10 protein-coding genes and 3 pseudogenes are annotated in these 13,479 nt (G+C 71.8%); 4 read left to right on the plus strand and 9 right to left on the minus strand.

Translation table 11 applies throughout. The features are described from left to right. Window positions 1-5 precede the first annotated feature (5 nt). Window positions 6-269, minus strand: a complete 264-nt coding sequence (locus tag BJF85_RS07860) for a phosphoribosyl-ATP diphosphatase (protein WP_075846393.1) — start codon at window positions 267-269, stop codon at window positions 6-8. Window positions 270-350: 81 nt separating this feature from the next. After that, window positions 351-1,046 (minus strand): HAD family phosphatase, encoded by a 696-nt coding sequence (locus tag BJF85_RS07865; protein ID WP_075846416.1) that lies wholly within the window; start codon window positions 1,044-1,046, stop codon window positions 351-353. 93 nt (window positions 1,047-1,139) lie between these two features. On the opposite strand from BJF85_RS07865, the gene BJF85_RS07870 reads away from it, so the two are divergent. Both BJF85_RS07870 and BJF85_RS07875 read left to right on the plus strand, forming a co-directional pair. Then, a complete protein-coding gene (locus BJF85_RS07870; protein ID WP_075846394.1) occupies window positions 1,140-2,030 on the plus strand; it encodes a PAC2 family protein in 891 nt (296 codons plus the stop codon). Then, the gene (locus tag BJF85_RS07875) at window positions 2,027-3,208 is read left to right on the plus strand and encodes an MFS transporter (RefSeq protein ID WP_075846395.1); all 1,182 of its coding nucleotides are present in this window, start codon (window positions 2,027-2,029) and stop codon (window positions 3,206-3,208) included. Before BJF85_RS07870 ends, BJF85_RS07875 begins: the two co-directional genes overlap by 4 nt. Window positions 3,209-3,218: 10 nt before the next feature. On the opposite strand, the pseudogene BJF85_RS07880 reads toward BJF85_RS07875, so the two are convergent. From BJF85_RS07880 to BJF85_RS07895, 4 genes and pseudogenes are all read right to left on the minus strand, one after another. Continuing rightward, a pseudogene (locus BJF85_RS07880) lies at window positions 3,219-4,072 on the minus strand (metallophosphoesterase). Between the two features lie 29 nt (window positions 4,073-4,101). Then, window positions 4,102-5,340, minus strand: a complete 1,239-nt coding sequence (gene mshC, locus BJF85_RS07885) for a cysteine--1-D-myo-inosityl 2-amino-2-deoxy-alpha-D-glucopyranoside ligase (RefSeq protein WP_075846396.1) — start codon at window positions 5,338-5,340, stop codon at window positions 4,102-4,104. Window positions 5,341-5,420: 80 nt separating this feature from the next. Beyond that, window positions 5,421-7,392 (minus strand): annotated as a pseudogene (locus tag BJF85_RS07890) (VWA domain-containing protein). Continuing rightward, window positions 7,389-8,795 (minus strand): ATP-binding protein, encoded by a 1,407-nt coding sequence (locus BJF85_RS07895; RefSeq protein ID WP_075846397.1) that lies wholly within the window; start codon window positions 8,793-8,795, stop codon window positions 7,389-7,391. Before BJF85_RS07895 ends, BJF85_RS07890 begins: the two are co-directional and overlap by 4 nt. A gap of 132 nt (window positions 8,796-8,927) precedes the next feature. Between BJF85_RS07895 and BJF85_RS07900 the strand changes: the two are divergent. Next, window positions 8,928-9,726: pseudogene (locus tag BJF85_RS07900) on the plus strand (hypothetical protein). A 133-nt stretch (window positions 9,727-9,859) separates the two neighbouring features. Here BJF85_RS07900 and BJF85_RS07905 read toward each other — a convergent pair. The 3 genes from BJF85_RS07905 to fabG form a co-directional block, all read right to left on the minus strand. Continuing rightward, entirely contained in the window at window positions 9,860-10,885 is a 1,026-nt protein-coding gene (locus tag BJF85_RS07905) for a ferrochelatase (RefSeq protein WP_075846417.1), read from the minus strand. 88 nt (window positions 10,886-10,973) lie between these two features. Further along, window positions 10,974-11,741 (minus strand): enoyl-ACP reductase FabI, encoded by a 768-nt coding sequence (gene fabI, locus BJF85_RS07910; protein WP_075846398.1) that lies wholly within the window; start codon window positions 11,739-11,741, stop codon window positions 10,974-10,976. A 52-nt stretch (window positions 11,742-11,793) separates the two neighbouring features. Further along, the gene (fabG, locus tag BJF85_RS07915) at window positions 11,794-12,498 is read right to left on the minus strand and encodes a beta-ketoacyl-ACP reductase (RefSeq protein ID WP_075846399.1); all 705 of its coding nucleotides are present in this window, start codon (window positions 12,496-12,498) and stop codon (window positions 11,794-11,796) included. A gap of 192 nt (window positions 12,499-12,690) precedes the next feature. On the opposite strand from fabG, the gene BJF85_RS07920 reads away from it, so the two are divergent. Beyond that, a complete protein-coding gene (locus tag BJF85_RS07920) occupies window positions 12,691-13,158 on the plus strand; it encodes a tRNA (cytidine(34)-2'-O)-methyltransferase (protein WP_075846400.1) in 468 nt (155 codons plus the stop codon). Window positions 13,159-13,479: the final 321 nt, after the last annotated feature.

A 13,479-nucleotide genomic window follows, 5' to 3' on the forward strand; every position in this document is an offset into this window, starting at 1 on the left:
CTCGCTCACAGGTATCGGTAGACGTCGTCGGTCGAGACGCCCCGGCCGATCATCAGCACCTGAACCCGGTAGAGCAGCTGGGAGATCTCCTCGGCCAGCCGTTCGTCGGATTCGTGCTCGGCGGCGATCCACACCTCGCCCGCCTCTTCCAGCACCTTCTTGCCCTGGGCATGCACCCCGGCGTCCAACGCGGCAACGGTGCCCGACTCGGCGGGACGCGTGCGGGCACGTTCGGTCAGCTCGGCGTACAGCTCGTCGAAGGTCTTCACGCGGAGAATCCTGTCATCCGCGTGTCCTCCCCCGACGGGCGACCCGAGGCGGTGATGTTGCAGGTCACCGCAGCGCGGGCCTCACCGGGTCCGGTGGATGCGGGCGAACTCGGCGGCGTCGACGCCCACGAGCGACGAGCGGAACGTGCGCCGAGTGCCCGGTTCGACCGGAACGTCCGCCTCGACGACGACCACGGTGCAGCCGGCCCCCTCCGCCGAGGCGGTGCCGACCGGGGAATCCTCGACGGCCACGCAGTCGCCGGCGGCGAGGCCGAGCAGTCGTGCCGCCCGCAGGTACGGCTCGGGGTCGGGCTTGTTGCGGCCGTCCACCTCGTCGCCGCACACGGTGACGGCGAAGAACTCGCGGCCGATCGTGTTCAGCGCCAGTTCCGTGAGGCCACGCTCGGTCGAGGTGACCAACGCGCAGGGCACCCCCGCGGCGCGCAGCGATTCGAGGGCCTCGCGCGCGCCGGGGCGCCAGGGCAGCGCGTCGGAGAACAACTCGGCCGTCCGGCCGCGCATCCACGCGGCGATCTCGTCGGCCGCACCGTCGGTGACCTGCCGGCCCGCGATCTCGAGCAGCCGCCGCGAGGTCGTCGGCAGGTTCGACCCGACCAGGGAGATCCGCTGCTCGGCCGACAGTTCCCCACCGAGGCGCTGGGTGGCCTCGGCCAGGACGATGTCCCACAACTTCTCGGAATCCACCAGGGTGCCGTCCATGTCCCACAACACCGCGGCTGGGCCGCCTCCACCGGGCACGGAGGACGGTTCGGTCACGGGCATCTCCTTCTGCGGTTCCACTCCTCGGGCACGCTCGCGCTCCAGCCTACGGCCAGCAGGCCACCGTGCGTCGAGACGTAGGCTGGGCGGGTGAGCACGCCCTTCAACGACCTGACCGGCCGGGACGACGGCCCGCAGCGGCCCGGCCCCGTCATGATTGTGGCCTTCGAAGGCTGGAACGACGCAGGCGACGCGGCCAGCTCGGCCCTCGAGCACCTGCAGCTCAACTGGGACGCGACGCCGTTGGCCGATCTCGAGCCGGACGACTATTACGACTTCCAGGTGAGCAGGCCCACAGTGCGCATGGTCGACGGGGTGACCCGCCGCGTGGACTGGCCGACCACGCGTCTGTCGGTGTGCCGGCCGGCCGCGGCGGACCGCGACATCGTGCTCGTCCAGGGTCCGGAGCCGAACATGCGCTGGCGACAGTTCTGCTCGGAGCTGCTCGAGCACGTCGAACAGCTGGGCATCGAGACGGTCGTGACGCTCGGGGCACTGCTCGGTGACACCGCGCACACCCGCCCGGTCCCGGTGACCGGCACGGCCTACGACTCGGAGGCCGCGAAGCGGTTCGGGCTCGAACGCGAGCGCTACCAGGGTCCGACGGGGATCGTCGGGGTGTTCCAGGACATGTGCGTCAAGGAGGGCGTACCCGCGGTGTCGGTGTGGGCGGTCGTGCCGCACTACGTGTCGCAGCCGCCGTCGCCGAAGGCCACGATCGCGCTGCTCAACAAGCTCGAGGACGTGCTCGACATCGGCATTCCGCTGGGGGCGCTGCCTGAGCAGGCCGAGGAGTGGCAGAAGACCGTCAGCGAGATGGCCGACGAGGACGAGGACATCGCCGACTACGTCCGCTCGCTCGAGGAACGCGGTGACGCGGAGATCAACCTCGACGAGGCCAGCGGTGAGAAGATCGCCGAGGAGTTCGAGCGCTACCTGCGGCGGCGCAGGCCGGACGGGCCCGGCTCACCGGGCCGGTGAGCACCGATCGGCCGGGTCGGACCGGTCGCCCGGCGCGTGCCGGGCTGTACCTGGGGGCGCTGCTCGGTCCGTTCGGCGGCGGGGTCGTGGCCGCGATCCTGCCGGAGATCGGCGAGAGCTTCGACGTCCCGGCCGCCACGGCCGCCTCGTCGCTGACGGCCTATCTGCTGCCGTTCGCGGCGTTGATGCTCGTGTCGGGCACGCTCGGCGAACGTTGGGGCCCGGCCCGGACGATCCGGCTCGCCTACATCGGCTACGCGCTGGTGACGATCGTCGCGGTCGTCGCGCCGTGGTTCTGGCTGTTCCAGGTGAGCCGCGGCCTGCAGGGCTGCGCCAACGCCTTCACCACTCCCCTGCTCATGGCGCGCCTGGCGGGCATGACCGCGCCGGACCGGCTGGGCCGCGCGCTCGGCATGTTCGCCGCGATGCAGGCCGTCGGGCAGACCTCCGCCCCGCTGGTGGGCGGGCTCGCCGCGGAGGCGTCGTGGCGCTGGGCGTTCGTCGGGATCGCCGTCGTCGGCGCCGCGCTCGCCGTGTGGCCCCTGCCCCCGGACGAACGGACCGCGGACTCCGCGTCCGCCCGGCGACCGGCCGATGGGCTGCTGTACCAGCTGCGGGAACCGTTGCGCCGCGACGTGCTGCTGCCCGGTCTCGCCGCGTTGGTCGGCTGGGCGTGCCTGGCGGGCTTGGCGTTCCTCGTCGCGTTCCGGTTCGAGGACGCCTTCGGCCTGGGTTCCGGGGCGCGCGGGCTGGTGCTGACCGGTTTCGGCGTGGCCGGTTTCGTCTGCGCGCGGGCGGTGGGTGCGGCGGCCGACCGGTTCGGCGGACGGGCCACCGCCGTCGTGGGGCTGCTCGCGGGCGCGGGGCTGCTCGTGGTCATCGGCGCCACGACGACGCTGCCGGTGGCGGTGGCCGCATGGGCGGCGGCCGGCGTCTGCGGTCAGCTCGTGCTCGTCGCCGTGAACACGACCGTGCTGGCCGACAGCAGCCCCGGGCGGGGCGGCGCGATCTCGGTGGTGCAGTCCATGCGGTTCCTCGGCATGGCCGCGGCGCCGGCCGTGTTCACCGCGCCGTACCACGCCGACGCACTGCTCGGCTTCGCCCTGCCCGCGGCGGCCCTCGTCGCCGCCGCTCCCCTGGCCGCCACCACGCTGAGTCGCGGCCGCTCGCGCGATTAGCCGTGGGCGCTCACGTGTCCGGGCCGAGGATCTTGCGGAACGGCACCGGACCGCGGGGGCGCTTGCGCCACTCGCGCGGATAGCCGAGCGAGACCTCCTCGAAGCGGACCCCGTCGTAGTAGGTGGTGCGCGGGATGTGCAGATGCCCGTACACCGCGATCCGCGCCCGGTAGCGCACGTGCCAGTCCTCGGTCTCGGTCGTGCCGCACACATCGCGAACTCGGGGTAATACAGCGGCGCGGTCGGATGCCGGTGCAGCGGCCAGTGCGACAGCAGCACGGTCTCGTGGTCGTCCGGGATCTCCGCGAGTCGCTTCTCGCTGATGCGCAGCCGGTCGGCGCACCAGGCGGCGCGGCCCGGATAGGGCTCGTGGCCCAGCAGGTACTCGTCGGTGCACACCACGCCCGCCTCCCTGGCCTGGCGCAACGCCTCCGCGAGCGGAACCCCGGTCGCCGCGCGGGTGCGCCAGCTGTAGTCGTAGAGCACGAACAGCGGTGCGATCGTCAACGGTCGGTCGGCATGCGGCCACACGGGGAACTCGTCCTCCGGGGTGAGCACGCCCACGTCGCGGCAGCGGCGGACGAACTCGTCGTACCGGGCGGCACCGGAGTAGTCGTCCGGGTCCTTCGCCGTGGTCCACAGCTCGTGGTTGCCGGGCACCCACACGACACGGGCGAACCGTTCGCGCAGCCGCGCGAGCGTGTCGACGACCGAGCCCATGCGTTCGCCCACGTCGCCGGCCACCAGCAGCCAGTCGTCCGGGGTGTCCGCCCGGATGACGTCGACGTGCGACTCGTTGCCCGTGTGAGTCACGTGCAGGTCGCTCGTGGCGTACAGGCTCGGCGCGGCGGCAGATGTCGGCACAGAACCCACCGTATCGCCCGAACGTGTGTTCAGAGGTCGATTCCGAGCAGTGCGTCGACCGCCGCGGCCACCTGCGCCGGCGCGCCGGTGTCGGCACCGTCGCCGCGCAGCGTCTCCTCGACCCACGCGTCGATCGCGGCCAGCGCCTTCGGGGTGTCGAGATCGTCGGCGAGGTGCTCGCGGAGCCGGGCCACGACGTCGTCGGCGGCCGGGCCGGACGGGCGGCGCACGGCGTCGCGCCAACGGTCCAGGCGCGCCTGCGCGGTCTCGAGGACCTCGTCGGTCCACGACCGGTCCTGCCGGTAGTGGCCGGCGAACAGGCCGAGCCGGATCGCGGCCGGGTCGACGCCCGCGGCCCGCAGCCGCGAGACGAACACCAGGTTGCCCTTCGACTTGGACATCTTCGCGCCGTCGAGACCGATCATCCCGGCGTGCGCGTAGTGCCGCGCGAACGGGTGTTGGCCGGCGAGGGCCTCGGCATGCGCGGCGCTGTACTCGTGGTGCGGGAAGGCCAGGTCGGACCCGCCGCCCTGGACGTCGAAGCCCACGCCGAGGCGGTCGAGCGCGATGACGCTGCACTCGATGTGCCAGCCGGGGCGGCCGGTGCCGAGCTCGGACTCCCACGACGGTTCGCCGGGCCGTTCGGCGCGCCACAGCAGCGCGTCGAGCGGGTCCCGCTTGCCGGGGCGGTCCGGGTCGCCGCCGCGTTCGGCGAAGAAGCGGTTCATCTGCTCGGCGTCGTAGCGCGACTCGTAGCCGAACCGGCCGGTGTACGAGCGGTCGAAGTAGATGTCCGGGTACTCGGGGTCGTCGACGCGGTAGGCGGCGCCGTCGGCCAGAAGCTTGCCGATGACCTCGATGATCCGCGGGATGCTCTCGACGGCGCCGATGAAGTCGCGCGGCGGCACGACCCGCAGCGCCTCCATGTCCTCGCGGAACAGGGCGGTCTCGCGCATGCCCAGCACGACCCAGTCGTCCTGATCGCGTTCGGCGCGTTCGAGCAGCGGATCGTCGATGTCGGTGACGTTCTGCACGTAGTGCACCTCGTGCCCGGCGTCAAGCCACAGGCGGTGCACGAGGTCGAACGCGAGGTACGTCGCGGCGTGCCCGAGGTGGGTCGCGTCGTACGGGGTGATGCCGCACACGTACATGCGGGCCACCCGCCCGGGCGATGTCGGGCGGATCTCACCGGATGCCGTGTCGTACAGCCTCAGCGGGCGGGACTCTCCTGGGATCCGGGGCACGGCGACCGATGACCAAGTCTGCATGCCTCAACCCTAAGCACCCGTGCCCGTTTCGGTCCCGTCCGGTGGGAACGACGCACACCACATCCGCACGCGCCGCCGGGTCACGACCGCCGGCCGCGCAGGTAGTCCCCGACGACGGCGGCGCCGAGACCGTCGGGGTCGGGCGCAGCACCCGGCCGCCTGCGCGGCGGGCCAGCAGGTCGACGAACGCCTCCAGCCGCGGGTCGTCGCCGAGGCGGAACAGCGACATCGCCGTGCCCGCCTTGGCGAGCCGGTCGACCTCGGACAGCGTCTTGAGCAGCGTCTCGGGCCGGGGCGGGTAGTCGAACAGGGCTTCGCCGTCGGGTTCGAGGTGGGCCGTGGGTTCGCCGTCGGTGACCATCAGCACGACCGGCTTCGCGCCGGGATGGCGGCGCAGGTGCCGGCCGGCCAGCAGCAGCGCGTGGTGGGCGTTGGTGCCCTGCTCCCACGTGCCGTCGAGGGCGACCAGCTCGGACAGGTCGACCTGCCGGGCGTACCGGCCGAACGTGATGATCTGCAGCGCGTCGGTGCGGAACCGGGTCGAGATCAGGTGGTGCAGGGCGAGCGCCGTGCGTTTCATCGGCAGCCAGCGACCCTCGGCGATCATCGACCACGACGTGTCGACGCACAGCGCCACGGCCGCGCGCGCACGGTGCTCGGTCTCGGCGACCTCGACGTCGGACACGTCGAGCCGCACCGCCGCCGAGCCGGTCGACGCGCTGCGCAGCACCGCGTTCTGCACCGTCCGCGACACGGCCCACGGTTCGGTGTCGCCGAACTGCCACGGCCGCGTCGAGCCGGTCACCTCGCCCGTCGAGCCGGCCGCGGCGGTGTCGCGTTCACCGCGGCCGGTGCGCAGCGCCGACACGACATCGGCCAGTGCCGTCTCTCCCAACCTGCGCAGCGCCTTCGGCGACAGCCGCAGCGATCCGTCGGGGGTGCGTTCGACGATGCCCTGCCGGCGCAGCTCGCGTTCGAGTTCGGAGAGCCTGCGGGCGTCGACCGCGGCGTCCGGCCCGAGCTGCCGTTCGAGCGCCTCGAGGTCGATGTCCTCGAGGCGGGCGCCGGGATGGCTCTGTGCGAGCTGTTCGGCGAGGTCGTCCAGTTCGGACAGTTCCATCATGGCGCGGGCGCCCTCGGCGAGGCCGAGTTCGCCGTCGCCGCGCATCCGCGCCGACGACGTCCAGTCCTGGTCCGGCCGCGCGGCACGCAGTTGGTCGTCCAATTGGGACAGCTGTTCGGCGATGCGGGGATCGCCGAAGGCCTGCCGGGACAACTCGCCCAGCTCCTGGCGCTGTTCGGGGGTCATCGAGTTCAGCATCCGCTGCGCGGCGGCGGATCGCTCGGCCAGGACGTCGATCAGTTCGTCCACCGTGGACGGGTTCTCGGGGAAGAACTCGCCGTGCCGGCGCATGAACTCGGCGAACTTCGTGTCGATGTCCGGGTCGCTGCGCGCATGGGCGGCCAGCAGCGCGTTGAGGTCGGCGAGCATCTCGCCCACCCGCTCGGCGTCCTCGGGCGTGGTCTGCTGCAGCGCCTCCTTCATGCCCTCGAACCGGGAACCGAGCAGCTCCCGGCCCAGCAACTCGCGGATGCGCTCATAGTTCTGCCTGCCGGTCTCCGAACGCCACTCGTACTCGGCGAGTTCGGTGACGCGCCGGCGGTGCCGGGCGGCAGCGCGTCGAGCCGCATCTCCTCGAGCCGCATCTCCTCGAACCGGGCGTCGTCGGACGGGTCGGTGGCCAGCTCGGCGCGTTCGGCGGTGATCGCCTCGTCCAGCAGGCGGCGCACGTCCTGCAGCGTGCCGTCCAGGCGGTGGCTGCGTTGGATCTCGCTGCGCCGCTGCCACACCCGGCGGGTCAGCTCGTCGAGTCCGGTGGTGTTCCTGCCGCCGCGGCGGAGCAGTTCGTCGAGCGCGGACCGCGGCGACGCGCCCTCCATGACGTCGCGGCCGATCTCGTCCATCGCCTCGCGCAGATCGATCGGCGGCGCCAACGGGTCCGGGCCGTCGTGGTACGGCCCGTACTCGTAACCGCCGGACGGGGTGCTCACGGCCCGTACACCGTGTCGCCCGACTCGCGCACGTCCTTGGCGACCTTCCGGCCCAGGTACAGCGATTCGAGGGCCAGTTCGACGGCCGAGGCGATGCGCGCGGCCGGTTCGTCGGCGCCCACGCCGCACCGGGCGGCCACCTCGTGCAGCACGGGCAGTTCCGGCAACGCGGCCAGCAGGTCCTGCCCGCGCACGCGCTCGCCGGTCTCCACCGGGCGGCCCTCGGTGACGGCGTCGGCGAGCGGGGTCAGGTCCAGTCCCGCGAGCCGGTCCCGCGCGGTCTCGGCGACCGCGACGCGCAGCAGGTGCTCGAGCTGCTCGAGTTCCCGGCCCTCCTCGCCGGGCTCGAACTCGAGCTTGCCGCGCAGCACCGCAGGCACCGATTCGAGGTCGACAGGGCGGGCCACGGCGGGCTCCTCCCCCGTGAGCGCCGACCGGCGCAGCGCCGCGGCGGCCACGGTCTCGGCGGCGGCCACGGCGAACCGTGCGGACACGCCGGAACGCTGGTCGACGACGCTCGACTCGCGCAGGGCGCGTACGAACCGCGCGAGCACCTCGACGAGCGGGTCGCCGACCTCCGCGGTCAGATCGGCCTCCTGGCGCACGACGCCGATCTCGGCCGACAGCTGGAGCGGATAGTGCGTGCGGATCTCGGCGCCGAACCGGTCCTTGAGCGGCGTGATGATGCGCCCGCGGTTCGTGTAGTCCTCGGGGTTCGCCGTGGCCACGAGCAGCACGTCCAGCGGCAGCCGCAGCGTGTAGCCGCGGACCTGGATGTCGCGTTCCTCCATGACGTTCAGCAGCGCCACCTGGATGCGTTCGGCCAGGTCGGGCAGCTCGTTGAGCGCGACGATGCCGCGATGCGCCCGCGGAACGAGTCCGAAGTGGATGGTCTCGGGGTCGCCGAGCGTGCGCCCCTCGGCGACCTTCACGGGGTCGACGTCACCGATCAGGTCACCGACCGACGTGTCGGGGGTGGCGAGCTTCTCGGTGTAGCGCTCGCTGCGGTGCATCCACCGCACAGGCAGCGCGTCGCCCAGTTCCTCGGCGCGCCGCCGGGAGGCGGGCGTGATCGGCTCGAAGGGGTGCTCGGCGAGTTCCGACCCGTCGATGACGGGCGTCCACTCGTCGAGCAGACCGGCCAGGGTGCGCAGCAGGCGCGTCTTGCCCTGGCCGCGTTCGCCGAGCAGCGCCACGTCGTGTCCGGCAAGCAGCGCCCGCTCCAGCTGCGGCACGACCGTGTCGCCGAACCCGACGATCCCCGGCCACGGGTCGCGGCCCTCCCGCAGCGCGGCGAGCAGGTTCTGCTGGATCTCGGTCTTGACGCTGCGCGCCACGTACCCGGCGGAGCGGAGTTCGCCTGCGGTGGCCGGCAGGCCGGCTGGATTCGCTGCGGCAGTCACGGTGCCGAGCCTAATCACCGTTCCGCCGATGCGTCACTGATCGAACGGCGGCGGTGGGACTGCGATGCTGTTCGGGCGGGCGGACCGGTTCGGCGGCACCGCGTCGGAGCGTGGCCGGTACCCTGAGTCGCTGTGTGTTGTCCCAGCGCGACTCTGGCCGTGTGGTCCTCGGCGTGGCTCCACGGCGCGGCCCCGTCCGACAACGTTCTCGACGCCCTCCTCGCCTGGGGTGAGGCACACGAGATCGTGGCGGCCGACGAGGCCACCGGAGCTGCCTTCGACCTGCCCGTGACCGGTGGATTCCCCGCGCAGCCCGCCCAGCTGCTCGGTGCCCTCCGGCGCCTCGGCGTCACCGACGCGCGGCTCGTCCTGCCCGTACCCGGCGACGTCCGCGGCCTCGGTGGTCCCGGCGAGTTCGCCACCGCCGCGCTGCGTGAGGGCGAGGGTGTCGTCCTGCCCGAACAGGGCTACGGCCTCGTGCCGCACCACATCGCCGAGGGTCTCGTGCGCTGGACCGTGCACCCCCTCCCCACCGCCGACGCCCCGCCGCCCGAGTACATCGGACTCGCGGACGCCGAACACGCCCTCACCGACGCCATCCGCGACAGCGCCGGTGCCCTGCAGAGCCTCGACGTCGCCAGCGATCGGCCCAGCGTGCGCGCCGAACTGTCCGCCCACCTGCGGCCCGCCCCACCCCCGACTCGGCCCACCGGCACCCCCGCCCGGGCCCTGCGCGTACTGCAACGGGCCGAGGAGGTCGGCGCGATCCTCGCGCTCGCCGAGACCGACGAACCCGGCGGCGCCTCTCGCCTCCGCCGCCGGACAACGCGCCGACGCGCTCCGTCCCCTCGCAGAGGCCGTCCGCGGCGCCCGCTGCGCCGCCGTCAACGAAGCCGTCCGCGTCTTCGCCGACCAAGCCAACCGGGCCTGAGGCGGGACGCCGAAGGCCGCGCTATATAGGCCGTTATACACAAACCCGCCGTGTCAGCACCCCACGTCGCCGTGTCAGCAATCCGCGTCGCCGTGTTGGCAGCCCGGGCGCGAGATCTGCGTTCGGCGTCGGGTCAGCGAGCGCAGCAGGCCACGGCGCACGCCGCACCGTTGAGCGTGCAACCCGCCACCGGGAACGCATCCGACAGCTTGCGCACCCCACCGCCGCCATGATGTTCCAACGCCAACTCCACCACCAGCTCCGCGAACCGCGGATCGCCGTTCGGCGTGGCCGCGCGCGCGAAAGCCATCCCCAACTCCGCGGCCCGCTCCGCCGCCTCGTTGTCCAGGTCCCACACGACCTCGAGATGATCCGACACGAAACCGATCGGGCTCACCACCACGGCGTCGACGCCCTGCTCGTGCAGCGCGTCGATGTGGTCCACGATGTCCGGCTCGAGCCACGGCACGTGCGGCGGACCCGACCGCGACTGCCACACGACGTCGAACTCCTCGACGCCCGCCTCCGCCGCGATCAACCGGGCGGCCTCGAAGACCTGCTTCGAGTACCACTGCCCGCCCGTCCCCGGTGGGCCCGCGGCCTCATCCGCCGCATTCGGGACGGAATGCGCCGTGAACACCGTCCGAGCGGCACGGCCACCCAGCTCGGCGTGTGCCGCGCGCACCGCGTCCGCATTGGACGCCACGAACAACGGGTGGTCGAAGAAGTGCCGCAGCTTCAGCAGATCGGGCGCGTCCTCACCCACGGCCGCGCGCGCACGCTCGATGTCCTCGTCGTACTGCCGGCACGCCGAATAGCCGCCGTAGGCGCTCGTCGGGAACACCAGCGCGTGCCGCACACCGTCGGCGCGCATCTGCTCCACCGTCTCCTCGATCATCGGATGCCAATTCCGATTGCCGAAGTACACCGGCAGATCCACCCCGCGCGCCGCGAGTTCCTTCTCCACGGCCGCGATCGCCTCCCGGTTCAACCGGTTGATCGGCGACACCCCACCGAAGTGGTGATAGTGCTCCGCCACCTCCTCGAGACGTTCACGCGGCACTCCCCTGCCCCGCGTCACGTTCTCGAGAAACGGCATCACATCCTCCGGGCCTTCCGGACCGCCGAAGGACAACCACAGCAACGCGTCGTAACCCACGGTGTCCATCTTCGCGCTATGGCGGCCGCCACGCAGAACCGGGTACACCACCCCGCCGGCACCGCAGGCGCCCGCGGTCACCCCGCCGTCACTGGCCCGTGGCGTGCACCCCACCGTCGACCATGATCATCGACCCGGTCGTCGACGGCAGCCAGTCCGACAACGCCGCGCAGATCGTCTTCGCCACCGGCGTCGGATCGGTCGTGTCCCAGCCCAACGGCGCACGGTCGCCCCAGCCGTCCTCCAGCTCGTTGAACCCGGGGATCGACTTCGCCGCCATGGTCTTGACCGGCCCGGCCGACACCAGGTTCGCCCGCACTCCGTGCGGACCCAGCTCGCGCGCCAGGTACCGGTTCACCGACTCCAACGCCGCCTTCGCCACGCCCATCCAGTTGTAGGCCGGCCACGCCACGCGCGCATCGAAATCCATGCCGACCAAGGCCGAACCGCGCGACATCAGCGGCAACACCGCCCTGGCCAACGCCATGTACGAGTACGCCGACACGTCCACGGCCTTCGACACGTCCTCCGACGGCGCGTCCATGAAAGGCGCACCCAAACAGCTCTCCGGCGCGAACGCGATCGAGTGCAGCACCCCGTCCAGGCCGTCCACGTGCTCGCGCACCCGGTCGGCCAGCGTGTCCAGGTGCTCGGCGTTCTGCACGTCCAGCTCGATCACGGGCGCCGGCTCCGGCAGCCGCTTCGCGATGCGCTCCACCAGCGACAACCGGCCGAAACCGGTCAGCACCACCTGCGCGCCCTGTTCCTGCGCCGTCCGCGCGGCGTGGAACGCGATCGACGCGTCCGTGATCACACCGGTGATCAACAGGCGCTTACCCTCGAGCAATCCGGACACGGAAGTCTTCCCTTCGATGATGAACGTGATCAGAAAACGCTGGTCGCAGGGCTCAGTGGCCCATGCCGAGGCCGCCGTCGACCGGCAACACGGCGCCGTTGACATACGCGGCCTCGTCCGAGGCCAGGAACCGCACGACGTTCGCCACGTCGTCCGGCGCGCCGTACCGACCCGCCGGGATCTGCGCGAGCGCCGCCTCCCGCTGCTTGTCCGACAACTCGTCGGTCATGTCGGTCTCGATGAAACCGGGCGCCACCACGTTCGCCGTGATGTTGCGCGACCCCAGCTCGCGCGTCAGCGACCGCGCCACCCCCACCAGGCCGGCCTTGCTCGCCGCGTAGTTCACCTGACCGGCACCGCCCGACAGGCCCACCACCGACGAGATGAACACCAACCGGCCCCACTTGCCCCGCAGCATGTTGCGCGACGCGCGCTTCGCGACCCGGTAGGCGCCCGTCAGGTTCGCGTCGACGACCTTCGTGAACGACTCCTCGTCCATCCGCATCAACAGCGTGTCGTCCGTGATCCCCGCGTTCGACACCACGACCTCGACCGGCCCCTGGTGCTCCTCCACCGCCGTGAACGCGGCGTCGATCTGCTCCACATCCGTCACGTCCGCCTGCACGCCGAACAACCCCTCCGGCGCGCCCGAACCGCGGTGGGTCACCGCCACCCGATGCCCGGCATCCGCGAGGCCACGGGCGATCGCCAGCCCGATACCGCGGTTACCTCCGGTGACCAGAACCGACCGTCCCACGAAAACACTCCTCCACTCGTCGCGCGCCGCCCGTGCTCGCCGCGTCGCCCGTGAGGCTATCGGCTCACCGCCGCGACGAAACCGGCGCCGCGGGGATACCCACAGGTAACGGGCATGGTGTTAACCACACACCCCGCCACGGCAGAATCGGACCGGTTCGCACGCAGCAGAGGCAGAGGGGAAACCAGCCACGTGTTCCGGGTCGTCTTCTACCACCCCGAGATCCCGCCCAACACGGGCAACGCCATCCGCCTGTCCGCCAACACCGGCTGCGAGCTCCACCTCGTCGAACCCCTCGGCTTCACCATGGAGGACAAACAGCTCCGCCGAGCCGGACTCGACTACCACGACCTCGCCCACGTCCACGTCCACGCCGACCTCGGCGCCGCCTGGGCCGCGCTCCAGCCGGTGAACGTGTACGCGTTCACGGCCCGTGGGGAGGTTCGGTACACCGACGTGGAGTACGCCGCCGGGGACGTGTTGTTGTTCGGACCCGAATCCGTCGGGTTGCCCGATGAGGTTCTCGACGATTCCCACGTCACCTCTCGGGTTCGTATTCCACAGCTCCGGTCGTCTCGGTCGTTGAATTTGACCAACACCGCTTCTGTTGCTGTTTATGAGGCTTGGCGACAGTGCGGATTTCCCGGCGACGGGGTTTAGGGGCGGGTTCGCGGTTGGGGCGCCCCGCGGCGGCGTGTTGGCATTCTGCGGCGTCGTGTTAGCACCTCACGTCGCCGTGTCAGCACTTCGCGGCGCCGTGTTGGCGTTTCGGGACGCCGTGTTGGCAGTTCGCGCCGCGTTGGTGGTTTCGGCGGGAGATCTGCGGAGCGTGCTGTGACGTTCGTGTTGCGGGTTGAGGCCGTGGGGTGAGGGGTGCCTCGCCGGCGGGCAGGTCTCCGGGATGATGAGGCGACGGGTGTCGCTGCTCCGTGTCATCCCGTCGACCTCGCTTTTCGTTTATCACGCTGCAGGAGGGCGCAA

Origin of the sequence: Saccharomonospora sp. CUA-673 (assembly GCF_001942305.1) — a bacterium.
GTDB lineage: Bacteria > Actinomycetota > Actinomycetes > Mycobacteriales > Pseudonocardiaceae > Prauserella.

Bases quoted from the DNA above. Each gene is read 5' to 3' on its own strand.
- mshC (WP_075846396.1), bottom strand. From the start codon at position 5,340: ATGCAGACTTGGTCATCGGTCGCCGTGCCCCGGATCCCAGGAGAGTCC.